The following is a 25,865-nucleotide window of genomic DNA, read 5'->3' as shown; positions in this document are numbered from 1 at the left end:
AGTACAGGAATCCTTTATGAAACAGATCCGCCTGCTGGCGCAGTACTACGTTGATTTACTGGTAAAGCTTGGCCTGGTGCGCTTTTCACTGCTGCTGGCCCTTGCGCTGGTCGTGCTGGCGATGGCGGTGCAAATGGCCGTGACGATGGTGCTGCATGGCCAGGTCGAGAGCATCGACGTTATCCGTTCGATTTTCTTTGGTCTGTTGATCACGCCCTGGGCCGTCTACTTTCTGTCGGTGGTGGTGGAGCAGCTTGAGGAGTCGCGTCAGCGGCTCTCAAAACTGGTCGATAAGCTTGAAGAGATGCGCGAGCGCGACCTCAAGCTCAACGTGCAGCTCAAGGACAATATCGCCCAGCTTAACCAGGAAATCGCCGACCGCGAAAAAGCGGAAGCCGAGCGCCAGAATATGCTGGAGCAGCTGAAAGTGGAGATGAAAGAGCGCGAAGTCACGCAAATCCAGCTGGAGCAGCAATCCTCTTTCCTGCGCTCGTTTCTCGACGCCTCGCCGGATCTGGTGTTCTACCGTAATGAAGATAAAGAGTTTTCGGGCTGCAACCGGGCGATGGAGCTGCTCACCGGCAAAAGCGAAAAACAGCTGATTGGCCTTAAGCCCCACGAAGTGTATGCGCCGGAAGCGGCGGAAAAAGTGCTGGAGACCGATGAAAAAGTCTTCCGGCATAATGTGTCTCTCACCTACGAGCAGTGGCTCGACTACCCCGATGGCCGCAAAGCGTGCTTTGAGATCCGCAAAGTGCCGTATTACGACCGCGTGGGTAAACGCCACGGGCTGATGGGCTTCGGGCGCGATATTACCGAGCGTAAGCGTTATCAGGACGCGCTGGAGCGCGCCAGCCGCGATAAGACCACCTTTATCTCTACCATCAGCCACGAGCTGCGTACGCCGCTTAACGGCATCGTGGGCTTAAGCCGCATTCTGCTGGATACCGACCTGAGCGCCGAGCAGGAAAAATACCTGAAGACGATCCACGTCTCCGCCGTGACGCTTGGCAATATCTTCAACGATATTATCGATATGGATAAAATTGAGCGGCGCAAAGTGCAGCTTGATAACCAGCCTGTCGATTTCACCAGTTTCCTGGCGGACCTGGAAAACCTCTCCGGCCTGCAGGCGCAGCAGAAAGGACTGCGCTTTGTGATGGAGCCGGTGCGCCCGGTGCCGCATAAGGTGCTGACCGATGGCACGCGCCTGCGGCAGATCCTCTGGAACCTCATCAGCAACGCGGTGAAATTTACCCAGCAAGGCCAGGTGACGGTGCGCGTCAGCTATAACGACAACGAGCAGCTACGCTTTGAGGTGGAAGATTCCGGTATCGGTATTCCGCAGGAGGAGCAGGACAAGATTTTCGCCATGTATTACCAGGTGAAAGACAGCCAGGGCGGTAAACCGGCGACCGGTACGGGGATTGGTCTTGCGGTATCGCGCCGTCTTGCGAAAAGCATGGGCGGCGACATTACGGTATCGAGCAAACCGGGCCAGGGGTCGACTTTCGTTCTGACAGTGCAGGCGCCGCGCGTGGCGGAAGAAGTGGAAGATACGCTGAATGATGACGACATGCCGCTGCCCGCCCTGCATGTGCTACTGGTGGAAGATATTGAGCTGAACGTCATCGTGGCGACATCGGTGCTGGAAAAACTCGGTTGCAGCGTCGAGGTGGCGATGACCGGTAAAGCGGCGCTGGAGATGTTCAGCCCCGGCGAGTTTGACCTGGTGCTGCTGGATATCCAGTTGCCGGACATGACCGGGCTGGATATCTCCCGCGAACTCAACCGCTGCTATTCCCGCGACGCGCTGCCGCCGCTGGTGGCGCTGACGGCCAACGTGTTGAAAGATAAAAAAGAGTATCTGGAAGCAGGTATGGATGACGTGCTGAGCAAACCGCTGGCGGTGCCGGCCCTGACCGCGACCATCAAAAAGTTCTGGGATACGCAACCTGACGATGAGGAGCAAGACGTGACGACAAGTGATGACGGCAAGCAGCAGGCGCTGCTCGATCTCCCGATGCTGGAGCAATATCTGCAGTTGGTTGGCCCGAAACTCATCACCGATGGCCTGGCGATGTTTGAAAAAATGATGCCGGGTTACCTGAGCGTGCTGGAATCCAACCTCACCGCGCGCGATCAAAAAGGGATTGTGGAAGAGGGTCATAAAATCAAAGGCGCCGCCGGTGCGGTAGGGTTGCGTCACTTGCAACAGTTGGCGCAAAAAATCCAGTCGCCCGATCTTCCGGCGTGGTGGGACAACGTGGGTGAATGGATTGAAGAGCTGAAGCAGGAGTGGCGTCACGACGTCGAGGCGCTGAAAGTCTGGGTTGCCGGCGCCGGAAAAAAATGACCCCGGCTAAACCGGGGTGCGCGAATACTGCGCCAACACCAGGGAAATCGTGGCCTCGCCATTGATTAGTGATGTTGATCTTTTTAACTACGTGGCGCGGCCTGAGTAATCAAATCGCTCGTACATAAGATAGCAAATCTTAAATGATTTGTTATGTGAATCAGTAAAATGTGTGAAGCATAACGTTTAAATAACATTTTACTCAAAGTTTCAACGGCTTAACGTAAGGATAAATCATGAAAAAAATCGGAGTGGTTTTAAGCGGTTGCGGCGTTTATGACGGTTCAGAAATTCATGAAGCGGTAATTACCCTGCTGGCGCTGGCCCGCAATGGCGCGCAGGCGGTCTGTTTTGCGCCTGATAAACCACAAGCGGACGTGATTAATCACGTCACGGGCGAACCGACCGGCGAGACGCGCAATGTGCTGGTGGAGGCGGCCCGTATCGCCCGCGGCAAGATAACGCCGCTGGAGCAGGCGCGCGCGGACGATCTCGATGCGCTGGTGGTGCCTGGCGGGTTTGGCGCGGCCAAAAACCTGTGTGATTTCGCCACGCGCGGCAGCGAGTGCGCCGTGGACCCTGCGCTTCACGCCCTGGCGAGTGCGATGCACGCGGCCGGCAAACCGCTCGGCTTTATCTGTATCGCGCCCGCGATGCTGCCGAAAATTGTCGCCGCGCCTCTGCGTCTGACTATCGGCACCGATATTGACACCGCTGAGCTGGTGGAAGAGATGGGCGGGGAGCATGTGCCGTGCCCTGTGGACGATATTGTGGTGGATGAAGATAACAAAGTGCTGACCACCCCCGCCTATATGCTGGCGGAAAGCATCGACGAGGCGGCGGCAGGTATTGAGAAACTGGTGGCGCGCCTGGTGGCGATGTGCGAATGAGTAAAGCGCGCGGTTCGCTGTTCGTGCGCCTGCGGCGGCTGGCGCTGCGTGCAGTGCTGGCGGTGCTCGGCGTCTGGATCGCAGGTATTTTGCTGTTCAGCGTGGTGCCGGTGCCCTTTTCGGCGGTCATGGTTGAGCGGCAGTTCTCCGCGTGGTTTAGCGGCGATTTCAGCTACGTGGCCCACTCCGACTGGGTGAGTATGGATGAGATTTCACCCTGGATGGGGCTTGCGGTCATCGCGGCGGAAGACCAGCGGTTCCCGGAGCACTGGGGGTTTGACGTGGCGGCGATCCAGAAAGCCGTCTCGCATAACGAGCGGAGCAGCCGCATTCGCGGGGCTTCCACGCTGTCGCAGCAAACGGCCAAGAATCTGTTTCTGTGGGATGGGCGCAGCTGGCTGCGTAAGGGGCTGGAAGCGGGCTTAACGCTTGGCATCGAAACCGTCTGGAGCAAGCGCCGCATTCTGACGGTCTATCTGAATATCGCGGAATTCGGTGATGGCGTGTTTGGCGTGGAAGAGGCGTCACAGCGCTATTTCAATAAGCCCGCCAGCCGCCTTTCGGCATCAGAAGCCGCGCTGCTGGCGGCGGTGCTGCCAAACCCGCTGCGCTATAAGGCGACCGCGCCTTCAGGCTATGTGCGGGCGCGTCAGCAGTGGATTTTGCGCCAGATGCGCCAGCTTGGCGGAGAATCGTTTATGGCGCAGCATACGCTGCGCTGAGGGCAGGGCGGTCAGTCTTCGTCAAAGCCTGCGTTAAACAGCGCGATGACGGCCGCCAGCGCTTCTTTTTCCTGCGGTCCGGTGGCTTCAATCTCGATATGCCCGCCCTGTGCGGAATCCAGCATCAGCAGCGCGATGACGCTGCTGGCTTCCGCTTCCGTGCCCGCTTCATTACGCAACAACACTTCCGCGTCAAAGCTCTGCACCAGCTCAAACAGTTTCATGGCCGGACGGGCGTGCATCCCGAGCTTGTTGGTGATTTCAACGGTCTGTTTTACGGTCATGATTTGCGTTTTTCCAGCGTACGATGACGGGACTGAACGTTTTTACCGCGCGAGCGGAAGTAGTCCGCCAGCTGTTCGGCGATATAGACGGAACGGTGTTTACCGCCGGTACAGCCAATCGCGACGGTCAGATAGCTGCGATTGTTGGTTTCCAGCATCGGCAGCCAGAGTTCCAGATAGCTGCGCGTCTGGTAGATGAAGTTGTGAACTTCCGTATGGCGATCGAGAAACGCCGCGACGGGCTTATCAAGGCCGGTCATCGGGCGCAGTTTCGGGTCCCAGTGCGGGTTCGGCAGGAAGCGCACGTCGAAAACGTAATCGGCGTCGATAGGAATGCCGTGTTTAAAGCCGAATGACTCAAACACCATCGTAAGTTCGCGCTCGCGCTTGCCCAGCAGACGGGTACGCAGCATCTCCGCCAGTTCATGCACCGACATTTCCGACGTATCGACGATAAGATCCGCCCGCGATCGCAGCGGCTCCAGCAAATCGTTCTCTTCATCAATGGCGCTTTCCAGCGACAAATTTTTGCTGGAGAGCGGGTGCAGGCGACGCGTGTCGCTGTAGCGGCGGATTAGCGTATTGCGATCGGCGTCGAGGAACAGCAGTTGCGGAGAGAACGCGTCCGGCAGGTTGTTCATCGCCTGCTCAAACACCTCCGGGGATTCCGGCATATTGCGAACGTCGATGCTCACCGCGGCGGATATCTGCCTTTCCGAAAGCGTGCGCGCCAGTTCAGGCAGCAGCACGACAGGCAGGTTATCGACGCAGTAGAACCCCATATCTTCCAGTGCACGCAGGGCGACCGATTTCCCTGACCCTGAACGTCCACTGACGATCATCAGAACCATCTGCTGTTTCTCCACACTTCAGACCGGGTAACCGGTGCCTCCTGGGTTGTGCCTCTCGGCACGGTCATTCATTCTCTTCACTGGTTTCAGTGATTATCTGGTAGAGCTCTTCATCGCTTTGCGCGGCGCGCAGACGGCGACAAATCGTTTTGTCCGCCAGTCTTTTGGCCACCAGAGAGAGCGTATGCAGATGCGTTTTGGTTTGATCTGCCGGCACCAGCAATGCAAAGAGTAAATCGACGGGCTGGTTATCAATGGCGTCGAAAGGGATGGGCGTTTCGAGCTGGACGAAAACGCCGACGGCGCGCAGCGTATCTTCTTCAAGTTTGCCGTGCGGAATGGCGATGCCGTTGCCAATTCCGGTACTGCCCATCCGCTCACGGGTGAGGATCGCTTCAAAGACGACCTGCGGCGGCAGGCTGAGCTGCTTTGCCGCCAGCTCGCTGATAATCTCCAGGGCGCGTTTTTTGCTCTGGCAGTGTACGCCGCTGCGGGTGCATTCCTGGTTTAAAACATTGCTCAATGGCAGAGCCGTATCATTATTCATCATAATTTCACCTAAGCGTTTTCTGGTGCGGCGGCTCGCCGCACGGGCCGCGAGCCGCCGATGTCCCAGCGCAACGCCCGGACAATTAATGTTGTTTCAGTTTATCTTTATGTTTAGTGAGCTGCCGCGCCAGTTTATCAATCAAACCGTCAATCGCGGCGTACATATCCTGCCCTTCCGAACTGGCATGCAGCTCCCCGCCGTTCACATGCAGGGTGGCGTCGGCGATTTGGGTCACCTTTTCCACCTTCAGCACAATATAGACCTGATTAATCCTTTCGAAATACTGCTCCAGCTTGGCGAACTTGGCGTTAACGAAGTCGCGCAACGCTTCAGTAATTTCGACGTTATGTCCTGTGATGTTGAGCTGCATAGTGTCTTCCTTATCGGTTGGGTCAGACCAGCTGTTTGCGCTGATTTGACGGCGGTATGGATAAAGATTCTCGATACTTCGCAACGGTACGGCGGGCCACCATGATTCCTTGTTCTGACAGCATAGACGTTAGCTTGCTGTCGCTTAAGGGTTTCGCGGGGTTTTCCGCTGCAATCAACTTTTTCACCAGCGCGCGGATTGCCGTGGACGAGGCTTCGCCGCCGCCCTCAGTGTTCACGTGGCTTGAGAAAAAATACTTTAATTCAAAGATGCCGCGCGGGCTGTGCAGATATTTTTGCGTGGTGACGCGGGAGATGGTGGATTCATGCATCTCAACCGCCTGAGCAATATCGGCCAGCACCATCGGCTTCATATACTCTTCGCCCTGATCGAAGAACGCTTGCTGCTGTTCGACGATGCAACGGCTGACGCGCAGCAGCGTGTCGTTACGGCTCTCCAGACTTTTGATAAGCCATTTAGCTTCCTGAAGATTGCTGCGGATGAACTGGCTGTCGGATTCGTTACGCGCGCTGCCAGACATGGCGGCGTACTGCTGATTGATTTTGAGCCGGGGGATGCTGTCGGCATTGAGTTCGACCGTCCAGCGGCCGTTATGCTTGCGCACCAGCACGTCCGGGATGACATATTCCGGCTCGCCGGTCTGGATCGACTGTCCGGGGCGCGGATCGAGCGACTGAATAAGATTGACCGCTTCTTTCAGCACGTCTTCTTTAAGGCGTGTGACACGCATCAGGCTGCGGAAATCATGATTGGCCAGCAGATCGAGGTGATCGCTGACGATCTGGCGCGCCTGCGCGAGAAAAGGGGTTTCGGCGCTAAACTGCGAAAGCTGGATCAACAGGCAGTCGCGCAGATCGCGGGCGGCGACGCCTACCGGATCGAAACGCTGAACGCGCTTGAGTACGGCTTCGATCTCTTCAGGGCCGATGTCGTCATCGTTATCGCCCATGCCGTCGAGAATATCCTGCACCGTTACGGTGAGATAGCCGGTATCGTCCACCGCATCGACAATCGCCGTGGCGATGGCGCGATCGGTATCAGTAAAGGGCGTTAACTGCACCTGCCACATCAGGTAATCCTGCAGGCTCTGGGTGGTTTCGCCCTGATAAACCGGCAGCTCGTCATCGATATAGTCAGTGCCGGTGCCAGACGGGGTGCCCGCGGTGTAGATTTCATCCCAGCTGGCGTCAAGCGGCAGCTCGTCGGGCATCTCTTTTTGTTCCAGCGCTTCGGCAGTATCCAGCCCTTCGCTGTCCTGCGTTTCCTGAGTGGCAATTTCGTCGTGAATGTCGGTTTGCTCAAGCAGGGGATTGCTCTCCAGCGCCTGTTGCAGCTCCTGCTGAAGCTCCAGCGTGGACAATTGCAACAAGCGGATGGCCTGCTGCAACTGCGGCGTCATGGCGAGCTGTTGGCTTAGCCTTAGTTGCAAACCTTGCTTCATATTCAGAGCAAAAATCCTCAGGTGTAAACGTCAAAAGACCTGTTGCGGCAGGGCGCGCCGGGTAGCGCGCCGTTTCTGCCTGTTGCTCTACCCTATCAGAGTCTGAACTCTTCCCCAAGGTATACGCGTTTAACCTGTTCGTCCTGCAGGATATCTTCAGGGGTGCCGTGGGCGATAAGGTGGCCCTGGCTGACGATGTAAGCGCGCTCGCAGACCGCCAGCGTTTCACGCACGTTGTGGTCGGTAATCAGCACGCCGAGGCCGCTGTCGCGCAGATGCTCAATGATGCGTTTAATGTCGATGACCGAAATCGGGTCGACGCCGGCGAACGGTTCATCAAGCAGAATGAATTTCGGGTTCGCGGCCAGCGCGCGGGCAATCTCGACGCGACGGCGTTCACCGCCGGAGAGCGACTGGCCGAGGCTGTCGCGCAGATGGTCGATGTGAAACTCTTCCATCAGCTCTTTGGCGCGATCTTCGCGCTGCTCGGTGCTGAGGTCGTCGCGAATTTGCAGGACGGCCATCAGGTTGTCATAGACGCTCAGGCGGCGGAAAATCGACGCTTCCTGCGGCAGATAGCCGATGCCGCGACGCGCGCGGGCGTGCAGCGGCAGCAGGCTGATATCTTCATCATCAATGATGATGTCGCCCGCGTCGCGCTGAACGATGCCCACCACCATATAGAACGTCGTGGTTTTGCCCGCGCCGTTGGGGCCAAGCAGGCCGACAATCTCGCCTGAATTTACCGTCAGGCTGACATCTTCCACTACGCGGCGGCCTTTGTAGGCTTTTGCCAGGTGTTTCGCAATGAGGGTTGCCATAGGGGTTTAATTACTCTTTTTCTGGGCCGGCGCCTGAGCGGCGCCGTCTTTATTTTGCAGCTGCGATGGCACCAGTACGGTGGTGACGCGTTTGCCTTTCTCGCTGAACGCCTGCATCTTCTGCTCTTTCACGAGATACGTGATTTTGTCGCCTTTGATGTTGCTGTCGAGCTGCTCAAGATAGGCGTTGCCGGTCAGCACCACGAAATCGCTTTGCAACTCGTAGTGCATTGTGGAGGCGTGGCCTTTCACCGGTTTGCCGTTGTCCTGCATCTGGTAGAACGTGGCCGGATTGCCGTAACCGTCAATCACCTCTTTGCCTTTATCACCGCTCGGGCGCGTCACGACGACTTTATCGGCGTTGATTTTAATCGTGCCCTGCGTTACCACGACATTACCGGTGAAGGTGACGACATTGCCCTGCATATCCAGCGACTGCTGGTCAGATTCAATGTGGATAGGCTGTTCGGTATCGCCCGTCAGCGCGAACGCCGGGAAGCCTGCCGCCAGCAGCGTACTGGTCAGTACGAGATTAAGGCTGAGTTTGTTTATTCTGGATTTCATAGGAGGTTCTAACCTTTTCAATCAGCTCGGCATTTTTGCTGCGAAGGTTCCCGCGCATTTTCAGGCCGCTGGAATTAAAGCTGGTGCCGTAAAGAGTAACAAGCGTATCAGAGGTAACGTCCTGGGTGACCAGGTTAATCTCCGCCTTGTCGGTCGTAATTTTGCGTAACTGTGAATCGGGCGTCAGCGCGTTCACTTCCACATGACCGGTGAGATAGAGCATCCTGTCATTGGTCAGTTTGGCACGATCCGCCTTGACCGACCAGGTCGGCACTTTATTGGCATCGAAGGTGGTCATTACCGGCTGTGTAAACCAGGAGACGCCGTCTTCGGAAAAATATTCAACGTGTTGCGCGACCAGGCGGTAGTTCAGCGCGCCTTCCGGGCTATAGACAACGGTATTCGACTGCTCGCTCTGATAGGTCGGCTCGTTGCTGTTTACCGTCGTTGGGCCGGCCTCATCCTGATCGGCCAGGTTAATGCCAATCAGCACCAGCGCGGCCAGCGCCAGCAGGATAATTACCCAGCGTCTGGTCTTACTCATATGGATTGCCCTATGGCCTCATCTAGTTTGCCCTGCGCCAGCAGCAGGAGATCGCACACTTCGCGCACCGCGCCGCGGCCGCCTGCAATATGGGTGACGTAATCGGCTTTCGGCGTGAGCAGCGGATGCGCATCCGCTACCGCGACGCTTAGCCCGACCTGCGCCATTACCGGCCAGTCAATCAAATCATCGCCGACATAAGCCACATTTTCTGGAGAAAGCGCCAGCTTTTCCAGCAGTTGCCGGTAAGCGATGAGCTTATCGGATTGCCCCTGGTAAAGATGCGTAATGCCGAGCGTCTCGCAGCGATCTTCCAGCAGTTTCGCTTTACGTCCGGTGATAATCGCGACCTCAATGCCGGACGTCAGCGCGCAGCGAATGCCGTAGCCGTCGCGCACGTTGAAGGCTTTTAACTCTTCGCCGCTGTTGCCCATGTAAATCAGGCCGTCGGACATCACGCCGTCGACATCCAGAATCAGCAGGCGGATTTGCGCCGCCCGCGCAATGATCTGCGCGCTCACCGGCCCATAGCAGGTAGAGATGGCGCCATCAGGGTTACTCATTAAACCTTTCCTTTGTTACACCACGCCTGCGCGCAGCAAATCATGCATATGTATCACACCGCGCAACTGGTCGCCATCAGCCACCATGACGGAAGTAATATGGCGCGACTGCATCAGGTTAAGCGCATCGACTGCGAGCGTCCCCGGACGCACCCGGATACCGCCTGGCGTCATGACATCGACAATCTTCATCTGGTGCAGATCGCCGCCCATATCGAAGACGCGGCGCAAGTCGCCATCGGTAAAGACGCCGTCGATTTTCATCAGGTCATCGCAAATAACCGTCATGCCAAGATTCTTGCGGGTGATTTCCAGAAGCGCATCGCGCAGAGAAGCCTCTTTGCTGACGTGCGGGATTTCATCACCGGTATGCATGATGTCGTTAACCCGCAGCAGCAGCTTACGCCCGAGCGCGCCGCCAGGGTGCGAGAGCGCGAAATCTTCTGGCGTAAAGCCGCGCGCTTTCAGCAGCGCGACCGCGAGCGCATCACCCATAACCAGCGTCGCGGTCGTGCTGGTCGTCGGCGCAAGGCCGAGCGGGCACGCTTCCTGCGGCACTTTTATGCACAGATGGATATCCGCCGCTTTGGCCATCGCGCTCTCCGGACGGCCCGTCATACAGATAAGCTGCACCTGAAGGCGTTTCAGCACCGGGATGAGCGCCAGGATTTCGTTGGACTCGCCGGAGTTGGAAATCGCAATTACGATATCCTGCGCGCTTACCATGCCTAAATCGCCGTGGCTCGCCTCCGCCGGATGCACAAAGAACGACGGCGTGCCGGTACTGGCGAGCGTGGCCGCTATTTTTTTTCCGATGTGCCCCGATTTGCCCATGCCCATGACCACGACTTTGCCGCGGCAGTAGAACATGCTTTCGCAGGCGCGGGCAAAGTCGGCGTTAATGTATTGATCCAGATGTTCCAGGCCGGCGCGCTCAATAGTCAGGACATCTTTCCCGGCCTGTTCAAAGTCAAAACCTGGCGGTAAATCTAGTTGCGACATAATGCGATTCCGATTCATCCAACAAGACGCGGCGACGCCCAGAACAGCATCACCATCCAAACGATAAACCCACATAATAATCCGGCGCCGGTTTTTTTACCGAGATACCGCTCAGGACGCCAGCACAGCATCACGAAAATAACGCTGACCAGCAGCATAACGCCGTAATCGCGCGTGAAAGCCAACGGATCGAAATGACCGGGCGCCAGCAGCGCGGGCAGGCCAGGCACGATAGCCAGATTGTAAACATTCGAGCCGATGATATTGCCAATGGCGATATCGTCTTCACCTTTTCGCGCGCCCGCGATAGCGGTCGCCAGTTCCGGCAGGCTGGTGCCGATAGCAATCGCGGTCAGGCCGACCGTCAGCTCGCTGATGGCGAAACCGTGGGCCAGGACGGTGGCGTTATCCACCACCATGCGCGTCGCCATGGGCATAATAATGAGCGCTACGCCAAGCCAGAGAAACGCGACCGAGCGTCCGCCTTCGCGGGGCAGTTCGGCAAGCTGTTCGCGCGTCAGGCTGTCATTCCCCTGACGCTCGGCCCGGCGAGCCAGGCGGATGATAAACCATAAATAGGCGGCGGCGATGAGCAACAGCCAGATGCCTTCGGCGCGGGTGAGTTCGCCATCCCACAGCACCAGACCCGCCAGCGCGCTGACAATCAGCATGGCGGAGAGTTCGCGGCGCAGCACCGACGAGTGCGCCGCCAGCGGGCGCAGCAGCGCCGTTAAGCCGGCTATCAGCAAAATATTAGTGATATTCGACCCTATCGCTGTGCCGATGGCGAGGCTGGTTTCGCCATGCAGCGCGGCGGCGACGGAAACAATCATTTCAGGCAGAGAGGTGCCGATACCCACCACGGTAATGCCAATCAGCAATGGCGGCACGCCCAGACTGCGGCAGAGTAGCGAGGCGGCGAAAACCAGACGATCGGCGCTATAGACCACCAATAGCAAACCAATAATCAACAGCGCCGTAGCTAAAAGCATGCAAAGTCCTTTCTTCAGGTATAATCGCCGGTCCACTGTGCCTGAGTTGCTGGCCGCGCATACGGATCGTTAAGGAACGAAGTAAACTCTTAATTTTGACCAGATGCGCGCCAAAAGTAAAACAAATGCCAGCTTTCGCTAACCTCATACGGGGATATTCTGTAAAAATACCCCCTTTGCGGTGTCGACTGGCGCCATTATGAACAACTCTGCGAACCTTGAAGGATGCGTTGATGAGCCAGATCGGTGAGACATTGATTGACGTGCGCGGCGTGAGCTTTACGCGCGGCAACCGATCTATTTTTGATAATATCTCGCTTACCGTCCCGCGCGGTAAGGTAACGGCCATTATGGGGCCGTCAGGGATTGGTAAAACCACGCTGCTGCGCCTGATTGGCGGGCAAATCGCGCCTGACTGCGGCGAAATCCTGTTTGATGGCGAAAATATTCCCGCCATGTCCCGCTCGCGGCTTTATGAAGTGCGCAAGCGCATGAGCATGCTGTTCCAGTCCGGCGCGCTGTTTACCGATCTGAACGTCTTTGAAAACGTCGCCTACCCGCTGCGCGAGCATACCCGTCTGCCGGAGCCGCTGCTGCGCAGCACGGTGATGATGAAGCTTGAAGCCGTAGGGCTGCGCGGCGCCGCAAAGCTGATGCCTTCTGAACTCTCTGGCGGCATGGCGCGTCGCGCCGCGCTGGCGCGCGCTATTGCGCTGGAGCCGGATCTCATTATGTTCGACGAGCCATTCGTCGGTCAGGACCCCATTACCATGGGTGTGCTGGTGAAGCTGATTTCCGAGCTGAACAGCGCGCTTGGCGTCACCTGTGTGGTGGTGTCGCATGACGTGCCGGAAGTCCTGAGCATTGCGGATTATGCGTATATCGTCGCCGACAAACGGATTGTCGCGCAGGGCAGCGCCCAGGCGTTACAAGAGAATGCCGATCCACGCGTGCGCCAGTTCCTCGACGGCATCGCCGACGGGCCGGTGCCTTTCCGCTATCCCGCCGGGGATTATCACCACGATCTGATTTCGCCAACAGGGAGTTAGTCTGCTCATGCTGTTAAATTTACTGGCGTCGATGGGGCAACGCGGGCTTAAATTCAGCGCCTCCTTCGGCCGCGCCGGCCTGATGTTATTCAATGCCATCGTCGGCAAGCCGGAGTTTCGCAAACACGGCCCGCTGCTGGTGCGCCAGCTCTATCACGTGGGCGTCCTGTCGATGATTATCATCATCGTCTCGGGGCTGTTTATCGGGATGGTGCTGGGCCTGCAGGGCTATCTGGTACTCACTACTTACGGCGCGGAAACGAGCCTCGGCATGTTGGTGGCGCTGTCGCTGCTGCGTGAGCTGGGGCCGGTTGTCGCCGCGCTCCTGTTCGCCGGTCGCGCCGGTTCGGCGCTGACGGCGGAAATCGGGCTGATGAAAGCGACCGAGCAACTCTCCAGCATGGAGATGATGGCGGTCGATCCGCTGCGCCGCGTGATTTCACCGCGCTTCTGGGCGGGCGTGATTTCACTGCCGCTGCTGACGGTTATTTTCGTGGCGGTGGGCGTCTGGGGCGGGTCGCTGGTCGGCGTGAACTGGAAAGGCATCGATGCCGGCTTTTTCTGGTCCGCCATGCAGGACGCCGTCGACTGGCGTATGGACCTGATTAACTGTTTGATTAAAAGCGTGGTGTTTGCCATTACGGTGACCTGGATTGCGTTATTTAACGGTTACGACGCGATCCCGACGTCGGCCGGGATCAGCCGGGCAACTACACGTACCGTTGTGCACGCTTCACTGGCCGTGCTTGGCCTTGATTTTGTGCTTACCGCATTGATGTTTGGGAACTAACGCATGCAAACGAAGAAATTTGAGATTTGGGTTGGCGCTTTTATGCTCGTGGCGCTGCTGGCCGCGCTGTTCATTTGTCTGAAAGTGGCGGATGTCACCTCGCTGCGGGCTGAACCGACATACCGGCTTTATGCCACCTTTGATAATATCGGCGGCCTGAAATCGCACTCGCCGGTACGCATTGGCGGCGTGGTGATTGGCCGCGTTTCCGACATCACGCTGGATCCGAAAACCTACCTGCCGCGCGTCGCGATGGATATCGAACAGCGCTACGATCATATTCCCGATACCAGCTCGCTGGCGATTCGAACTTCCGGCCTGCTGGGGGAGCAATATCTGGCGCTGAACGTCGGTTTTGAAGATCCTGAGCTGGGAACCACTATCCTTAAGGATGGCGCCACCATTCAGGACACCAAATCCGCTATGGTGCTTGAAGATCTGATTGGCCAGTTCCTCTATAAGAGCAACAGCGGCGACAACCAGAAAGAGGGCGGTGAGCAGGGCACTGCCGCCCAACCGGATAACGCGACGCCGCCTGCCGGCGCGACGAACTAATCAGGAGAAACGGATATGTTTAAACGTCTTTTAATGGTCGCCATGCTGGTGATTGCACCGCTTGCCACTGCTGCTGCCGCGGCGGATCAATCCAACCCGTATAAGCTGATGGACGAGGCGGCAAAGAAAACGTTTGACCGTCTGAAAAATGAACAGCCGCAAATCCGTCAGAACCCGAACTACCTGCGCGATATTGTCGATCAGGAACTGCTGCCGTATGTCCAGGTGAAATACGCCGGCGCGCTGGTGCTGGGCCGCTATTACAAAGAAGCGACCCCGGCGCAGCGTGAAGCCTATTTCGCTGCGTTTCGCGAATACCTGAAACAGGCCTACGGTCAGGCACTGGCGATGTACCACGGCCAGACTTACCAGATTGCGCCGGAGCAGCCGCTGGGCGACGCTAATATCGTGCCGATTCGCGTCACCATCGTCGATCCGAACGGTCGTCCGCCGGTACGTCTGGATTTTCAGTGGCGTAAAAACAGCCAGACCGGTCACTGGCAGGCGTATGACATGATCGCCGAAGGCGTGAGCATGATTACGACCAAACAGAATGAGTGGAGCGATCTGCTGCGCCAGAAAGGCATCGACGGCCTGACCGAGCAGTTGAAATCCATTTCTCGTCAGCCGATTACGCTGGATCAGAAACAGTAATGTCCGCGGAACTGGACTGGGAGCGTCAAGGAGCGCAGTTGCGCTTAAACGGCACCCTGGATCGCGAAACGCTGCTGCCCCTATGGGAGCAACGGCAGTCTCTCACTGACGGCTTGCAGCGCATCGATCTGAGCGGCCTCGCCCGCGTCGATACTGCCGGGCTGGCGCTGCTGGTGCATCTGGTGGCGCTGACCCAGGCGGGCGGACGTGGCGTGAAGCTTGAAGGAATGAGCGAGAATCTGACGACGCTTGCGAAACTTTACAACCTGCCGGAAAACCTTCTGCCGACCTCGACAGACTAATATTTTCAGCACGTTACTGATAAAGCCCCGTCCGTGTCCCCGGCGGGGCTTTTTTGCTTGTTTAAGACAGCGCCACTTTGCTCTAAGATGTTGGGCTGTTTTCACTGAATAATGAATAAAGCCCATGGAAAATCATGAAATTCAGACGGTGCTGATGAATGCACTGCCTCTCCAGGAAGTCCACGTCTCCTCCGGCGATGGCAGCCACTTTCAGGTCATTGCTGTGGGTGAGCTGTTTGGTGCCATGAGCCGCGTGAAGAAACAGCAGGCGGTCTACGGCCCGCTGATGGAGTTCATCGCCGATAACCGCATTCATGCGGTCTCCATCAAAACGTTTACGCCCCAGGAATGGGAACGCGAGCGCAAACTCAACGGTTTTTGAGCTGTGGGCGTTACGCCGACAGCAATTGATTGAATAACAGAGAACAGTTCTGATGGATAAATTCCGTGTGCAGGGGTCAGGCCGCCTTTCCGGCGAAGTGACGATCTCAGGGGCGAAAAATGCCGCTCTGCCGATCCTTTTTGCCGCCTTGCTGGCTGAAGAGCCTGTAGAAATTCAAAACGTACCGAAGCTTAAAGATATCGATACCACCATGAAGCTGCTGAGCCAGCTCGGGACCAAAGTGGAGCGTAACGGCTCCGTCTGGATCGATGCAAGCCAGGTCAATATCTTCTGTGCGCCGTATGAACTGGTGAAAACCATGCGCGCCTCTATCTGGGCGCTTGGCCCGCTGGTGGCGCGTTTCGGTCAGGGCCAGGTCTCTCTGCCGGGCGGCTGCGCTATCGGCGCGCGTCCGGTCGATTTACACATTACCGGTCTTGAGCAGCTGGGCGCGGAAATCAAACTGGAAGAAGGCTATGTCAAAGCGTCTGTCCAGGGCCGTCTGAAAGGCGCGCATATCGTGATGGATAAAGTGAGCGTTGGCGCCACCGTTACCATTATGTCCGCCGCGACGCTCGCCGAAGGCACCACGGTTATCGAAAACGCCGCGCGCGAGCCGGAGATTGTCGATACCGCGAATTTCCTCAATACCCTCGGTGCGAAAATCACCGGTCAGGGTACCGATAAGATCACTATCGAAGGCGTTGAGCGCCTGGGCGGCGGGGTCTATCGCGTTCTGCCGGACCGCATCGAGACCGGGACGTTCCTGGTGGCCGCAGCGATCTCCGGCGGTAAAGTGATGTGCCACAATACGCGTCCTGACACGCTGGATGCGGTGCTGGCGAAACTGCGCGAAGCCGGTGCCGATATCGAAACTGGCGAAGACTGGATCAGCCTCGATATGCACGGCAAACGCCCGAAAGCGGTAAACGTGCGCACGGCGCCGCACCCGGCTTTCCCGACGGATATGCAGGCGCAGTTCACACTGCTGAACCTGGTAGCGGAAGGAACCGGCGTTATTACCGAGACCATTTTTGAAAACCGTTTTATGCACGTGCCGGAGCTTATCCGTATGGGCGCGCATGCGGAAATCGAAAGCAATACGGTCATTTGCCACGGCGTTGAGAAACTTTCCGGCGCTCAGGTGATGGCGACTGATCTGCGCGCATCTGCAAGCCTGGTGCTGGCGGGTTGCATCGCGGAAGGCACCACCGTTGTGGATCGCATTTATCACATCGATCGCGGTTATGAAGGCATCGAAGATAAGCTGCGTGCGTTGGGTGCGAACATTGAGCGCATAAAAGGCGAATAACGCCTGCTCCGCCAGTGCAGAGCCTGCGATAAGCCTGTCGGGAACGCTGATACTCAGCCGCTCCCGGCAGGCTTTTTTTTATGGATTGAGGAAAAGCGGTGATTTCGGCGGCGTCAGCGATGACGAATCAAACGCGAGCGATCGATAAATTCGTGTGTGATCGGATCGTGATAGCGTGAAGGCCAGATGATCCACGGCTCGGTGCCCAGCGCCTCGGCAATGATTTTCTCGCCGCGCGGCCAGGGGCGCGTCAGCGCATTGGCGAGTGTTGATGAACTCAGGCCTGCTTTACGAGACTCCGCGGCCAGTGATGAGCCTTTCTTGCGTAGCGCGGCGACAATATCGGCGGGGTGCCAGTCGATAAACTTACGTTCCATGCTTCCTCCCTGTTACGGCATTAAAACCCCTGTGCAGTTCCCGGGGGGAACTGATTGATCATTTATAACACAAAATTTTCTAAATGGTTCCAGTTAGTTTTGGTCGTATTCAAAAGTGTGCTTATAACCACAAAGAAAATGTAAGTACTGAAATGGCTGATGAACGAAACGATCCGTGTCTCGGCGCGGGCGATCCTGAAGAGGTGTAACAGAAAAGAAGAGAAAACAGACAGGCGTTATGGGAAATTTTATGGGCTTCGCTTTCATAACGCACAGTGATAAAAGCGGAAATATTTCCGCGCCAGCTGGCGCGGAGTAGCGTTAGTGGTCGCGCTGGACCGACATATGCGCCAGCGCAATCAGGGCGTCGCGCCAGGGGGAAGGGGAGAGAATTTCAAGCGCGGCGATGGCTTTATCTGCTTCTTCTTCAGCACGCGTGCGCGTCCACTCCAGCGAGCCGCAGGCCGCCATCGTTTCCAGCACCGGATCCAACAGATGACGCCCGTTGCCTTGTTCGATCGCCTCGCGGATCATCTGCGCCTGCGCCGGCGTACCGTTGTGCATCGCGTGCAGCAGCGGAAGCGTCGGTTTGCCTTCGTTAAGATCGTCACCGACGTTTTTACCGAGGCGTTCGCCATCAGCGCTGTAATCCAGCAGATCGTCGATCAGCTGGAATGCGGTGCCAAGATAGCGGCCATAATCCTGCAATGCGCGCTCCTGCGCTTCGCTGGCGCCTGCCAGGATGCCGGAACACTGCGCCGCCGCCTCGAAGAGCCGTGCGGTTTTGCTGTAAATAACGCGCATGTAGCTCTCTTCGGTGATGTCGGGATCGTTCACGTTCATCAACTGAAGCACTTCGCCTTCAGCGATCACGTTGACTGCTTCGGACATCACTTCAAGCACTTTGATCGATCCCAGGCTCGTCATCATCTGAAACGCGCGGGTGTAAATAAAATCTCCCACCAGAACGCTGGCGGCGTTGCCGAAGGCGGCATTCGCCGTTGCTTTTCCGCGACGCATATCCGATTCATCCACCACGTCGTCATGCAGCAGCGTGGCGGTGTGGATAAATTCAATGAGCGCGGCGATAGTGACATGCGCTTTCCCCTCATAACCCAGTGCGCGCGCAGCGAGCACCGCGATCATCGGGCGAATGCGTTTGCCGCCGCCGCTGACAATGTAATAGCCCAGCTGATTGATAAGCTGTACGTCGGAATTGAGCTGTTCAAGGATGGTCGCGTTGACACCGGCCATATCTTGCGCGGTTAACTCATTAATTTTTTCTAAATTCATCGCAAAAGTCTGGCTATCGTCCTGTTTACCACAGTCTGTAAGGGAGAAGGTAAGGATCGTGGATTCTAAATGTAGTACAGATTGTACCGGAAAAACGCGGCAGATAAACGCCGCCGTCACGGTTGTGTTTTTTTTCCGCACCGAACAACAAACGGGCTTGTCAAAGCGTCCCGATTTGCGTAATATTCGCGCCCTATTGTGAATATTTATAGCGCACTCTGATCATGCAGAAGGCGTGCGCGGAAGCGGAGTTTTATATGTACGCGGTTTTCCAAAGTGGTGGTAAACAACACCGAGTAAGCGAAGGTCAGACCGTTCGCCTGGAAAAGCTGGACATCGCAACTGGCGAAACTGTTGAGTTCGCTGAAGTTCTGATGATCGCAAACGGTGAAGATGTCAAAATCGGCGTTCCTTTCGTTGATGGCGGCGTAATCAAAGCTGAAGTTGTTGCTCACGGTCGTGGCGAGAAAGTTAAAATCGTTAAGTTTCGTCGTCGTAAACACTACCGCAAGCAGCAGGGCCACCGTCAGTGGTTCACTGATGTGAAAATTACTGGCATCAGCGCCTAAGACCTGAGGAGAGATTTAAATGGCACATAAAAAGGCTGGCGGCTCCACACGTAACGGTCGCGATTCAGAAGCTAAACGCCTTGGCGTTAAGCGTTTCGGTGGCGAGTCCGTTCTGGCGGGTAGCATCATTGTTCGTCAACGTGGCACCAAATTCCACGCTGGCAACAACGTAGGTTGCGGTCGTGACCACACTCTGTTTGCTAAAGCAGACGGTAAAGTGAAATTTGAAGTTAAAGGCCCGAACAACCGTAAATACATCAGCATCGTTGCTGAGTAAGGTTTTCTCGGTCCGGTAACGGATTAAAGCCCCGCAACCTGTTGCGGGGCTTTTTACATTGGAAACCCGGTAATCTTTCTGTAGGGAAACGGGCATGAAGCAGCAGGCCGGCATTGGTATTCTTTTGGCGCTTACGACCGCAATGTGCTGGGGTGCGCTGCCAATTGCAATGAAGCAGGTACTGGAAGTGATGGAGCCGCCCACCGTGGTGTTTTACCGCTTTCTGATGGCGGGCATCGGGCTTGGTCTGATCCTTGCCATCAAAGGCAGGCTGCCGCCGATGGGCTTGTTTCGTAAACCGCGCTGGCTGGTGTTGCTCGCGATAGCGACAGGTGGTCTCTTCGGTAACTTCATTCTGTTCAGTTCTTCCCTGCAATATCTTAGCCCTACGGCATCGCAGGTGATCGGTCAGCTTTCACCGGTCGGAATGATGGTGGCAAGCGTTCTGATCCTTAAGGAGAAGATGCGTGGCACGCAGATCATTGGGGCAATAATGCTGCTTTGCGGGTTGGTGATGTTTTTCAACACCAGCCTTATAGAGATCTTTACGCGCCTGACGGATTACACGTGGGGTGTGATATTCGGGGTTGGCGCGGCGACAGTCTGGGTCAGCTATGGCGTGGCGCAGAAGGTGCTGCTGCGTCGTCTGGCCTCGCAACAGATCCTCTTTTTGCTGTACACTTTATGTACTATTGCGCTGTTGCCGCTGGCGAAGCCTGACGTGCTGTTTCAGTTGAGTTCGTGGCAACTGGCCTGCCTGATTTTTTGCGGCCTGAATACCCTGGTGGGGTATGGCGCGCTGGCGGAAGCGATGGCGAGATGGCAGGCGGCGCAGGTGAGCGCCATTATTACGCTTACCCCACTGTTTACCTTAATATTTTCAGATGTGTTATCTGTTGCCTGGCCCGATTTCTTCGCCAGACCGATGTTAAACCTGTTGGGTTATCTCGGTGCGTTTGTCGTGGTTGCGGGTGCGATGTATTCCGCCATTGGTCACCGTCTTTGGGGGCGGTGGCGCAAAAACGAAGCGGTTGGAGTCATCCCCCGCTCGGGCGAATGAATTACGGAGAAGTAAAATGAAGTTTGTTGATGAAGCTGCGATCCTGGTCGTGGCGGGTGACGGCGGTAACGGCTGCGTAAGCTTCCGTCGTGAAAAATATATCCCGAAAGGCGGCCCTGACGGCGGCGATGGCGGTGATGGTGGCGACGTCTGGCTTGAGGCTGACGAGAACCTCAATACCCTTATCGATTACCGCTTCGAGAAATCCTTCCGCGCCGAGCGTGGTCAGAACGGCCAGAGCCGCGACTGCACCGGTAAACGCGGTAAAGACGTGACGGTCAAAGTGCCGGTCGGGACGCGCGTTATCGATCAAGGTACGGGCGAAACGATGGGCGACATGACCAAACACGGTCAGCGTCTGATGGTGGCGAAGGGCGGCTGGCACGGCCTTGGCAACACCCGCTTCAAATCTTCCGTTAACCGTACTCCGCGCCAGAAAACCATGGGCACGCCAGGCGAGAAACGCGATCTGCAGCTGGAACTGATGCTGCTCGCAGACGTCGGTATGCTGGGTATGCCGAACGCCGGTAAATCCACGTTTATTCGCGCGGTCTCCGCGGCGAAGCCGAAAGTGGCGGATTATCCGTTTACCACGCTGGTGCCAAGCCTTGGCGTCGTGCGTATGGATAACGAAAAAAGCTTTGTAGTCGCCGATATTCCGGGTCTTATCGAAGGCGCGGCAGAAGGCGCAGGCCTCGGTATTCGCTTCCTGAAGCACCTTGAGCGTTGCCGCGTACTGCTGCACCTGATCGATCTCGATCCGATCGACGGCTCTGATCCGGCAGAAAACGCCCGTATTATCGTGGGCGAGCTTGAGAAGTACAGCGAGAAGCTGGCTTCCAAGCCGCGCTGGCTGGTCTTCAATAAAATCGACCTGCTGAGCCGTGAAGAAGCGGAAGCAAAAGCGAAAGCTATCGCCGAAGCGCTGGGCTGGGACGAAAAATATTATCTGATCTCCGCCGCGAGCCAGATGAACGTGAAAGATCTCTGCTGGGACGTGATGCACTTCATCATCGAAAACCCGGTGGTCCACGAAACAGAAGAGAAGCAGCCAGAAAAAGTCGAGTTTATGTGGGATGACTATCATCGCCAGCAACTCGAAGAGATGGAAGCGGAAGCAGAAGAAGAGTGGGATGACGACTGGGACGAAGATGACGACGAAGGCGTCGAAATCGTGTATCAGCGTTAAAAGAAAAAGGCCGGGAAACCGGCCTTTTTTAATGGCATGAACCTTTAAACGTTCCGCCTGGTTATGACTGGTTAATCTCTTCCGGTAGCCAGCATGAAGCCATAAGTCCGCCGTTCGGCCCATCTTCCAGAATTAACTTGCCGCGATGCAGATGCACAATACGCTGCACAATGCTCAGCCCCAGGCCGCTGCCGCCATAGCGCTGATCCAGCCGCCGGAAAGGCTCGATAATCGCCTCACGCTGCGCCTGCGGGATCCCTGGGCCTTCATCGATTACGGTCAGGCGGCTGCCGCCCTCGTCAGAAGATAACCGCACCTCAATGCAGCTTTGCTCAGGACTGTACCGCGACGCGTTTTCCAGCAGATTTCGCAGCATCAGGCGCAGCAACACCGCATCACCCTGAACGCGCAATGTCGTCTCGTCATGAGGCCAGACAATATGCTGCCCGCGCTGTCCCGCCAGCTCGTCCAGTTCACTGTGTAGCGGCGTAAGAATATCTTCATTCCAGCACAGCGTTTCATGATGCCCGCTCGCCAGCGCCTGGCCCGCGCGCGACAGCATCAGCAGTTGTTCAACGGTATGCATCAGGCGATCGATACGTGCGAGCAATGGTGTGGCCTGAGAGACGCCAGATTGCTCCATCAGCTCCAGATGCAGGCGAATACCCGCCAGCGGCGTGCGTAGCTCATGGGCCGCATCCGCCGTGAACAGACGCTCCTGCTGGATAGTGTGATCGAGCCGTGAAAAAAGCTGGTTAAGCGAGAGCGTCACCGCGCTTATCTCTTCCATTGCGGAATCGACGGGCACGGGAGAGAGATTATCCGCTGAGCGCCTGGCGAGTGTCCGGCTAAGCTGACTGAGCGGGCGGGTTATCCACGTGACGGCCCAAAAAGAGAAGAACAGGGTAAATCCGACCATTACCAGGGACGGCACCAGCAGAGAGGCGATCGCCTCGCGGATCTCTTTCTCGACATGATGGGTACGGGATTTGGCTGACAGCGTTTCATTCACCAGAAAACTTATCTGTTCGCGGCTTTCGTGCCAGAGCCAGATAACACTAATCAGCTGAAAGAAAAGCAGAATAAGCGCAAGCATCAGCATCAGCCGACGGCGCATGCTGTTCATGAAAGGCGCTCCAGCCGGTAGCCCACGCCACGTATGGTGCGGATGCGGGTTTTGCCAAGCTTACGGCGCAGGTTATGGATATGCACTTCCAGCGTATTGGAGCTGGGATCGTCCTGCCAGCTGTAGATATCCTGTTGCAGGGTTTCACGATGCACCGTCTGGCCGATACGCATCATCAGGCGGGTGAGTAACGCGAACTCTTTCGGCGTCACTTCTACGGGCAGTCCCTGGAGCAATACCTGCTGCGTTTGCAGGTTGAGCGTAATGTCGTCGTGCTGTAGCAGATTGTCGCTATGGCCCTGATAACGGCGAATCAGCGCCCGCGCCCGGGCGTGAAGTTCCGCCAGCGCAAAGGGCTTGACCAGATAGTCATCCGCGCCCGCATCAAGCCCGCTGACGCGATCTTCCAGCGCGTCGCGCGCCGTGAGGATAAGCACCGGGGTTGTGACGCCGCTTCGGCGCCACTGGCTAAGCAGCGTGGCGCCGTCTTTGTCCGGCAGGCCTAAATCGAGAATAATCAGGCTGTACTCGCCGCTCTGGAGCAGGGCGTCGCCTTCGGTGGCATTCGCGGCACAATCCAGCGCATAGCCCTCGTTGCCGAGCGCGAGCGCCAGTCCTTCCTGTAACAGCAGATCATCTTCGACTATCAGCAGTTTCATCGTTAATTATTCTGGTAAAGGTCGCGGTAGAGTCGGCTCTCAAAGCGCACCAGCGGAATACGGCGGTTGCGCTGATCGGTAGGCTCTACGGCATAACCGGAAAGATATTGAACAAACGCCATGCGCTGTCCGCTGGCCGTCGTAATAAAGCCTGCCAGGTTATAAACCCCTTGCAGCGAGCCGGTTTTGGCGGAAACTTTGCCGTCAACGCCTGCCTCATGGAGACCCGCGCGGTACAGCAGAGATCCGTCATGCCCCGCCAGCGGCAGCATAGAGATAAAATTCAGCTGGCTGTCGTTGCGGGCGATGTATTGCAGCACCTGCATCATCGTCGCAGGCGCTATCAGATTATGGCGCGACAGACCGGAACCATCCACCACGATGGTATTGCCTAGATCCACGCCCGCCTTCTGACGCAGGATCTGGCGAACGGCGTCAGAGCCTGCGCGCCAGGTGCCGGGTACGCCGTAGAAATTACGCCCGATGGTGCGAAACACCGTGTCGGCGATCATATTGTCGGATTTCTTTAACATTACGCGCAGGAGATCGTGCAGCGGGGGAGACTGGCGGCTCGCGATAACCGTCCCCGGCTCGTTGGGCTGCGTCTGGCGCAGCAACGTGCCGTTATAGGTAATGCCCGCTTGTTTCAGCTCCGCTTTCAGTATCGCGCCGGCATAGCCTGCGCCATCCTGAATCGCGAAGGCCAGCGGCAGCGGATCGGCGCGCTGCGTCATGCAGCCTGTCAACGTATAACGGTTCAGATCGCCTGTCACCACGTCCAGCTCGCAATACTGCGCTTCCGACGATCCGCGCGGCAGGGTTTTTACCTGGCTGTAGACGGTGACCGGATAATAAGAGGCGATACGCACAAATGCCGGTTCGCCCGCCTGCGGCGCGCTGTAGAGCGATACCGAAAAACAGTTGCGATCGACGATGGCGGCAGACGGCGGGGCGCTGAAGCATTGTGTCATGTCGTTCCACGGCCAGCCGGGCGCTTTATCATGGCTTGCGAAAGCGGAGGTATCGATCAGCACGTTTCCTTTTATTTGCTGAACCCCCGCTTTTTTCAGCGCCGTCACCATATTGCGCATATCCTGACGCTTAAAGGTTGGGTCGCCGGTGAAACGCGCAATTAAATCGCCATCAAGCACGCCATCGCGAACATCGCCACGGCTCTCGAGCGTGGTGGTGAAGCGGTAGTCTGGCCCAAGCTGCAATAGCGCGGCCAGCGCAGTAATCACTTTTTGCGTACTGGCAGGCAACGCCATCTGCTGGCTGTGAAAATCAATCTCAGGGGAGCTGGCTCCGACTTTTTGCACCATCAGGGCGAGATTCGCGCCGGCGGGTAACTGATTGATATACTCTTCAACATTGGCGGCACTGGCATTCAGGGCTACACTGGTGGTCAATCCGACAGCAAATCTGGAAAATCGCATAATCTCGCGGTAACAGCTGGAAACGTGCCGTCATACTAAGGCGCATCGCCCTGCAAAGTAAACGATGACCCTTCGGGAACTTCAGGGTAAAATACGTATCAAATTGCAAAATCGTTCCTGACCTGGGGCTTTGTCTCCGGGTCAGTTTTCTTTTGTTTGCCGTCCGGGACTGGAAGGTTTTCCGGGTTGGCGTGCAGCCGGAGCGGGCTGTGAACCGTTCTTAACAGGACAGTGAGAGGTATAACAAATGCAACCTATTCCGATGACCTTACGTGGCGCTGAGAAATTACGCGAAGAGCTGGAGTATCTGAAATCCGTGCGTCGTCCGGAAATCATCGCCGCTATCGCCGATGCCCGCGAGCATGGCGATCTGAAAGAAAATGCCGAATACCATGCTGCTCGCGAGCAACAGGGTTTCTGCGAAGGGCGTATTAAAGATATCGAAGCGAAGCTGTCGAATGCTCAGGTGATTGATATCACCAAGATGCCTAACAATGGCCGTGTGATTTTCGGCTCTACCGTTACGGTACTGAACCTGGATACTGATGAAGAGCAGACGTACCGCATCGTTGGCGACGACGAAGCAGACTTCAAACAGAATCTCATTTCGGTGAACTCGCCTATCGCGCGTGGTCTGGTGGGTAAAGAGCTGGACGACGTGGTGACCATTAATACCCCGGGCGGGCAGGTTGAATTTGAGATTATCAAAGTCGATTATCTCTAACGCCAGCCTCTGAACGGCTGTTTTTTCGGTAAGAGACACGCCTGATAGTCAAACTGGCTGATTTGTGCGATTCACCTCAACCGACATGACAGCAATGCCGTTCAGATTGTAAAGAAAGGAAAAAGGCCGCTAAGCGGCCT

Annotated in this window: 31 protein-coding genes; 15 read left to right on the top strand and 16 right to left on the bottom strand. The window is 56.6% G+C overall.

Annotated elements, in window-relative coordinates:
• Positions 1 to 16: 16 nt before the first annotated feature.
• The 3 genes from arcB (at position 17) to mtgA (ending at position 3,968) form a co-directional block, all read left to right on the top strand.
• Positions 17 to 2,356 carry an aerobic respiration two-component sensor histidine kinase ArcB gene (gene arcB, locus AB8W27_RS18880; protein ID WP_012814999.1) on the top strand — a complete coding sequence of 780 codons (2,340 nt, stop codon included), beginning with the start codon at positions 17 to 19 and terminating at the stop codon, positions 2,354 to 2,356.
• A gap of 236 nt (positions 2,357 to 2,592) precedes the next feature.
• Complete coding sequence (gene elbB, locus AB8W27_RS18875) at positions 2,593 to 3,246, top strand: isoprenoid biosynthesis glyoxalase ElbB (protein WP_012815000.1); 654 nt, start codon at positions 2,593 to 2,595, stop codon at positions 3,244 to 3,246.
• Entirely contained in the window at positions 3,243 to 3,968 is a 726-nt protein-coding gene (gene mtgA / locus AB8W27_RS18870) for a monofunctional biosynthetic peptidoglycan transglycosylase (protein ID WP_041923110.1), read from the top strand. The genes elbB and mtgA overlap by 4 nt, the downstream gene beginning before the upstream one ends.
• Before the next feature lie 11 nt (positions 3,969 to 3,979).
• Here mtgA and npr read toward each other — a convergent pair whose 3' ends face one another.
• The 11 genes from npr to AB8W27_RS18815 form a co-directional block, all read right to left on the bottom strand.
• Positions 3,980 to 4,252 (bottom strand): PTS phosphocarrier protein NPr, encoded by a 273-nt coding sequence (npr, locus tag AB8W27_RS18865; protein ID WP_007704900.1) that lies wholly within the window; start codon positions 4,250 to 4,252, stop codon positions 3,980 to 3,982.
• A complete protein-coding gene (rapZ, locus tag AB8W27_RS18860) occupies positions 4,249 to 5,103 on the bottom strand; it encodes an RNase adapter RapZ (protein WP_004385096.1) in 855 nt (284 codons plus the stop codon). The genes npr and rapZ overlap by 4 nt, the downstream gene beginning before the upstream one ends.
• Positions 5,104 to 5,167: 64 nt before the next feature.
• On the bottom strand, positions 5,168 to 5,653 hold the full coding sequence (gene ptsN / locus AB8W27_RS18855; RefSeq protein ID WP_007766724.1) for a PTS IIA-like nitrogen regulatory protein PtsN: 486 nt from the start codon (positions 5,651 to 5,653) through the stop codon (positions 5,168 to 5,170).
• Between the two features lie 82 nt (positions 5,654 to 5,735).
• Positions 5,736 to 6,023 carry a ribosome hibernation promoting factor gene (hpf, locus tag AB8W27_RS18850; RefSeq protein ID WP_012815002.1) on the bottom strand — a complete coding sequence of 96 codons (288 nt, stop codon included), beginning with the start codon at positions 6,021 to 6,023 and terminating at the stop codon, positions 5,736 to 5,738.
• Positions 6,024 to 6,045: 22 nt separating this feature from the next.
• Positions 6,046 to 7,485 (bottom strand): RNA polymerase factor sigma-54, encoded by a 1,440-nt coding sequence (rpoN, locus tag AB8W27_RS18845; protein ID WP_007766729.1) that lies wholly within the window; start codon positions 7,483 to 7,485, stop codon positions 6,046 to 6,048.
• Between the two features lie 95 nt (positions 7,486 to 7,580).
• Entirely contained in the window at positions 7,581 to 8,306 is a 726-nt protein-coding gene (gene lptB, locus AB8W27_RS18840) for an LPS export ABC transporter ATP-binding protein (RefSeq protein ID WP_007704907.1), read from the bottom strand.
• Between the two features lie 6 nt (positions 8,307 to 8,312).
• Entirely contained in the window at positions 8,313 to 8,870 is a 558-nt protein-coding gene (gene lptA, locus AB8W27_RS18835; RefSeq protein ID WP_007704909.1) for a lipopolysaccharide ABC transporter substrate-binding protein LptA, read from the bottom strand.
• Positions 8,839 to 9,414 carry an LPS export ABC transporter periplasmic protein LptC gene (gene lptC, locus AB8W27_RS18830; RefSeq protein ID WP_041923111.1) on the bottom strand — a complete coding sequence of 192 codons (576 nt, stop codon included), beginning with the start codon at positions 9,412 to 9,414 and terminating at the stop codon, positions 8,839 to 8,841. Before lptC ends, lptA begins: the two co-directional genes overlap by 32 nt.
• Entirely contained in the window at positions 9,411 to 9,977 is a 567-nt protein-coding gene (gene kdsC, locus AB8W27_RS18825; RefSeq protein ID WP_007766735.1) for a 3-deoxy-manno-octulosonate-8-phosphatase KdsC, read from the bottom strand. Before kdsC ends, lptC begins: the two co-directional genes overlap by 4 nt.
• Before the next feature lie 15 nt (positions 9,978 to 9,992).
• Positions 9,993 to 10,979, bottom strand: coding sequence for an arabinose-5-phosphate isomerase KdsD (kdsD, locus tag AB8W27_RS18820; RefSeq protein WP_012815005.1), 987 nt, complete (start codon positions 10,977 to 10,979; stop codon positions 9,993 to 9,995).
• A gap of 14 nt (positions 10,980 to 10,993) precedes the next feature.
• A complete protein-coding gene (locus AB8W27_RS18815; protein WP_041923112.1) occupies positions 10,994 to 11,971 on the bottom strand; it encodes a calcium/sodium antiporter in 978 nt (325 codons plus the stop codon).
• A gap of 233 nt (positions 11,972 to 12,204) precedes the next feature.
• Between AB8W27_RS18815 and mlaF the strand changes: the two genes are divergently transcribed.
• The 7 genes from mlaF to murA all read left to right on the top strand — a co-directional run bounded on the left by mlaF (position 12,205) and on the right by murA (position 17,015).
• The gene (gene mlaF, locus AB8W27_RS18810; RefSeq protein ID WP_007766740.1) at positions 12,205 to 13,020 is read left to right on the top strand and encodes a phospholipid ABC transporter ATP-binding protein MlaF; all 816 of its coding nucleotides are present in this window, start codon (positions 12,205 to 12,207) and stop codon (positions 13,018 to 13,020) included.
• A 7-nt stretch (positions 13,021 to 13,027) separates the two neighbouring features.
• Positions 13,028 to 13,810 (top strand): lipid asymmetry maintenance ABC transporter permease subunit MlaE, encoded by a 783-nt coding sequence (gene mlaE, locus AB8W27_RS18805; protein WP_007766743.1) that lies wholly within the window; start codon positions 13,028 to 13,030, stop codon positions 13,808 to 13,810.
• Between the two features lie 3 nt (positions 13,811 to 13,813).
• A complete protein-coding gene (gene mlaD, locus AB8W27_RS18800) occupies positions 13,814 to 14,365 on the top strand; it encodes an outer membrane lipid asymmetry maintenance protein MlaD (RefSeq protein WP_007766744.1) in 552 nt (183 codons plus the stop codon).
• A gap of 15 nt (positions 14,366 to 14,380) precedes the next feature.
• Positions 14,381 to 15,019, top strand: a complete 639-nt coding sequence (gene mlaC, locus AB8W27_RS18795) for a phospholipid-binding protein MlaC (protein WP_012815009.1) — start codon at positions 14,381 to 14,383, stop codon at positions 15,017 to 15,019.
• Positions 15,019 to 15,321 (top strand): lipid asymmetry maintenance protein MlaB, encoded by a 303-nt coding sequence (gene mlaB, locus AB8W27_RS18790; RefSeq protein WP_012815010.1) that lies wholly within the window; start codon positions 15,019 to 15,021, stop codon positions 15,319 to 15,321. Before mlaC ends, mlaB begins: the two co-directional genes overlap by 1 nt.
• Positions 15,322 to 15,445: 124 nt before the next feature.
• Positions 15,446 to 15,703, top strand: a complete 258-nt coding sequence (gene ibaG / locus AB8W27_RS18785; protein WP_007766754.1) for a BolA family iron metabolism protein IbaG — start codon at positions 15,446 to 15,448, stop codon at positions 15,701 to 15,703.
• 52 nt (positions 15,704 to 15,755) lie between these two features.
• A complete protein-coding gene (murA, locus tag AB8W27_RS18780) occupies positions 15,756 to 17,015 on the top strand; it encodes a UDP-N-acetylglucosamine 1-carboxyvinyltransferase (RefSeq protein WP_007766757.1) in 1,260 nt (419 codons plus the stop codon).
• Positions 17,016 to 17,128: 113 nt separating this feature from the next.
• Here the strand turns inward: murA and sfsB are convergent, their stop codons facing one another.
• Both sfsB and ispB read right to left on the bottom strand, forming a co-directional pair.
• Complete coding sequence (gene sfsB, locus AB8W27_RS18775; RefSeq protein WP_012815011.1) at positions 17,129 to 17,392, bottom strand: DNA-binding transcriptional regulator SfsB; 264 nt, start codon at positions 17,390 to 17,392, stop codon at positions 17,129 to 17,131.
• 321 nt (positions 17,393 to 17,713) lie between these two features.
• Entirely contained in the window at positions 17,714 to 18,685 is a 972-nt protein-coding gene (ispB, locus tag AB8W27_RS18770) for an octaprenyl diphosphate synthase (protein ID WP_007766763.1), read from the bottom strand.
• A gap of 257 nt (positions 18,686 to 18,942) precedes the next feature.
• On the opposite strand from ispB, the gene rplU reads away from it, so the two are divergent.
• From rplU to cgtA, 4 genes are all read left to right on the top strand, one after another.
• Positions 18,943 to 19,254 carry a 50S ribosomal protein L21 gene (gene rplU / locus AB8W27_RS18765; protein ID WP_004385077.1) on the top strand — a complete coding sequence of 104 codons (312 nt, stop codon included), beginning with the start codon at positions 18,943 to 18,945 and terminating at the stop codon, positions 19,252 to 19,254.
• Between the two features lie 19 nt (positions 19,255 to 19,273).
• A complete protein-coding gene (gene rpmA, locus AB8W27_RS18760; protein WP_004385076.1) occupies positions 19,274 to 19,531 on the top strand; it encodes a 50S ribosomal protein L27 in 258 nt (85 codons plus the stop codon).
• Between the two features lie 94 nt (positions 19,532 to 19,625).
• A complete protein-coding gene (locus tag AB8W27_RS18755) occupies positions 19,626 to 20,591 on the top strand; it encodes a DMT family transporter (protein ID WP_012815013.1) in 966 nt (321 codons plus the stop codon).
• 16 nt (positions 20,592 to 20,607) lie between these two features.
• A complete protein-coding gene (cgtA, locus tag AB8W27_RS18750; protein WP_012815014.1) occupies positions 20,608 to 21,780 on the top strand; it encodes an Obg family GTPase CgtA in 1,173 nt (390 codons plus the stop codon).
• A 61-nt stretch (positions 21,781 to 21,841) separates the two neighbouring features.
• Here cgtA and pmrB read toward each other — a convergent pair whose 3' ends face one another.
• The 3 genes from pmrB to dacB are packed head-to-tail and all read right to left on the bottom strand — an operon-like array spanning position 21,842 to position 25,001.
• The gene (pmrB, locus tag AB8W27_RS18745) at positions 21,842 to 22,906 is read right to left on the bottom strand and encodes a two-component system sensor histidine kinase PmrB (protein WP_041923114.1); all 1,065 of its coding nucleotides are present in this window, start codon (positions 22,904 to 22,906) and stop codon (positions 21,842 to 21,844) included.
• Positions 22,903 to 23,565: a two-component system response regulator PmrA gene (gene pmrA, locus AB8W27_RS18740; RefSeq protein WP_012815016.1), complete on the bottom strand. Its 663-nt coding sequence runs from the start codon at positions 23,563 to 23,565 to the stop codon at positions 22,903 to 22,905. The genes pmrB and pmrA overlap by 4 nt, the downstream gene beginning before the upstream one ends.
• A gap of 2 nt (positions 23,566 to 23,567) precedes the next feature.
• Entirely contained in the window at positions 23,568 to 25,001 is a 1,434-nt protein-coding gene (gene dacB / locus AB8W27_RS18735) for a serine-type D-Ala-D-Ala carboxypeptidase (RefSeq protein WP_041923115.1), read from the bottom strand.
• Between the two features lie 247 nt (positions 25,002 to 25,248).
• Between dacB and greA the strand changes: the two genes are divergently transcribed.
• The gene (gene greA, locus AB8W27_RS18730) at positions 25,249 to 25,725 is read left to right on the top strand and encodes a transcription elongation factor GreA (RefSeq protein WP_007766791.1); all 477 of its coding nucleotides are present in this window, start codon (positions 25,249 to 25,251) and stop codon (positions 25,723 to 25,725) included.
• Positions 25,726 to 25,865 lie beyond the last annotated feature (140 nt).

It is taken from the genome of Cronobacter turicensis (assembly GCF_041222865.1).
In the GTDB taxonomy this organism is placed as follows: Bacteria; Pseudomonadota; Gammaproteobacteria; order Enterobacterales; family Enterobacteriaceae; genus Cronobacter; species Cronobacter turicensis.
This window is presented reverse-complemented; position numbering and strand designations above follow the sequence as displayed.

What these genes read in the sequence shown, in the direction of transcription:
- kdsC (WP_007766735.1), bottom strand. Translation starts at nt 9,977, where the DNA reads ATGAGTAACCCTGATGGCGCCATCTCTACCTGCTATGGGCCGGTGAGC.
- mtgA (WP_041923110.1), top strand. Translation starts at nt 3,243, where the DNA reads ATGAGTAAAGCGCGCGGTTCGCTGTTCGTGCGCCTGCGGCGGCTGGCG.
- mlaD (WP_007766744.1), top strand. Translation starts at nt 13,814, where the DNA reads ATGCAAACGAAGAAATTTGAGATTTGGGTTGGCGCTTTTATGCTCGTG.
- AB8W27_RS18815 (WP_041923112.1), bottom strand. Translation starts at nt 11,971, where the DNA reads ATGCTTTTAGCTACGGCGCTGTTGATTATTGGTTTGCTATTGGTGGTC.
- sfsB (WP_012815011.1), bottom strand. Translation starts at nt 17,392, where the DNA reads ATGGAACGTAAGTTTATCGACTGGCACCCCGCCGATATTGTCGCCGCG.
- lptB (WP_007704907.1), bottom strand. Translation starts at nt 8,306, where the DNA reads ATGGCAACCCTCATTGCGAAACACCTGGCAAAAGCCTACAAAGGCCGC.
- npr (WP_007704900.1), bottom strand. Translation starts at nt 4,252, where the DNA reads ATGACCGTAAAACAGACCGTTGAAATCACCAACAAGCTCGGGATGCAC.
- lptA (WP_007704909.1), bottom strand. Translation starts at nt 8,870, where the DNA reads ATGAAATCCAGAATAAACAAACTCAGCCTTAATCTCGTACTGACCAGT.
- AB8W27_RS18755 (WP_012815013.1), top strand. Translation starts at nt 19,626, where the DNA reads ATGAAGCAGCAGGCCGGCATTGGTATTCTTTTGGCGCTTACGACCGCA.
- mlaC (WP_012815009.1), top strand. Translation starts at nt 14,381, where the DNA reads ATGTTTAAACGTCTTTTAATGGTCGCCATGCTGGTGATTGCACCGCTT.
- rplU (WP_004385077.1), top strand. Translation starts at nt 18,943, where the DNA reads ATGTACGCGGTTTTCCAAAGTGGTGGTAAACAACACCGAGTAAGCGAA.
- arcB (WP_012814999.1), top strand. Translation starts at nt 17, where the DNA reads ATGAAACAGATCCGCCTGCTGGCGCAGTACTACGTTGATTTACTGGTA.
- greA (WP_007766791.1), top strand. Translation starts at nt 25,249, where the DNA reads ATGCAACCTATTCCGATGACCTTACGTGGCGCTGAGAAATTACGCGAA.
- pmrA (WP_012815016.1), bottom strand. Translation starts at nt 23,565, where the DNA reads ATGAAACTGCTGATAGTCGAAGATGATCTGCTGTTACAGGAAGGACTG.
- cgtA (WP_012815014.1), top strand. Translation starts at nt 20,608, where the DNA reads ATGAAGTTTGTTGATGAAGCTGCGATCCTGGTCGTGGCGGGTGACGGC.
- mlaE (WP_007766743.1), top strand. Translation starts at nt 13,028, where the DNA reads ATGCTGTTAAATTTACTGGCGTCGATGGGGCAACGCGGGCTTAAATTC.
- ibaG (WP_007766754.1), top strand. Translation starts at nt 15,446, where the DNA reads ATGGAAAATCATGAAATTCAGACGGTGCTGATGAATGCACTGCCTCTC.
- kdsD (WP_012815005.1), bottom strand. Translation starts at nt 10,979, where the DNA reads ATGTCGCAACTAGATTTACCGCCAGGTTTTGACTTTGAACAGGCCGGG.
- murA (WP_007766757.1), top strand. Translation starts at nt 15,756, where the DNA reads ATGGATAAATTCCGTGTGCAGGGGTCAGGCCGCCTTTCCGGCGAAGTG.
- mlaF (WP_007766740.1), top strand. Translation starts at nt 12,205, where the DNA reads ATGAGCCAGATCGGTGAGACATTGATTGACGTGCGCGGCGTGAGCTTT.
- rapZ (WP_004385096.1), bottom strand. Translation starts at nt 5,103, where the DNA reads ATGGTTCTGATGATCGTCAGTGGACGTTCAGGGTCAGGGAAATCGGTC.
- ptsN (WP_007766724.1), bottom strand. Translation starts at nt 5,653, where the DNA reads ATGATGAATAATGATACGGCTCTGCCATTGAGCAATGTTTTAAACCAG.
- ispB (WP_007766763.1), bottom strand. Translation starts at nt 18,685, where the DNA reads ATGAATTTAGAAAAAATTAATGAGTTAACCGCGCAAGATATGGCCGGT.
- dacB (WP_041923115.1), bottom strand. Translation starts at nt 25,001, where the DNA reads ATGCGATTTTCCAGATTTGCTGTCGGATTGACCACCAGTGTAGCCCTG.
- pmrB (WP_041923114.1), bottom strand. Translation starts at nt 22,906, where the DNA reads ATGAACAGCATGCGCCGTCGGCTGATGCTGATGCTTGCGCTTATTCTG.
- elbB (WP_012815000.1), top strand. Translation starts at nt 2,593, where the DNA reads ATGAAAAAAATCGGAGTGGTTTTAAGCGGTTGCGGCGTTTATGACGGT.
- mlaB (WP_012815010.1), top strand. Translation starts at nt 15,019, where the DNA reads ATGTCCGCGGAACTGGACTGGGAGCGTCAAGGAGCGCAGTTGCGCTTA.
- rpmA (WP_004385076.1), top strand. Translation starts at nt 19,274, where the DNA reads ATGGCACATAAAAAGGCTGGCGGCTCCACACGTAACGGTCGCGATTCA.
- rpoN (WP_007766729.1), bottom strand. Translation starts at nt 7,485, where the DNA reads ATGAAGCAAGGTTTGCAACTAAGGCTAAGCCAACAGCTCGCCATGACG.
- hpf (WP_012815002.1), bottom strand. Translation starts at nt 6,023, where the DNA reads ATGCAGCTCAACATCACAGGACATAACGTCGAAATTACTGAAGCGTTG.
- lptC (WP_041923111.1), bottom strand. Translation starts at nt 9,414, where the DNA reads ATGAGTAAGACCAGACGCTGGGTAATTATCCTGCTGGCGCTGGCCGCG.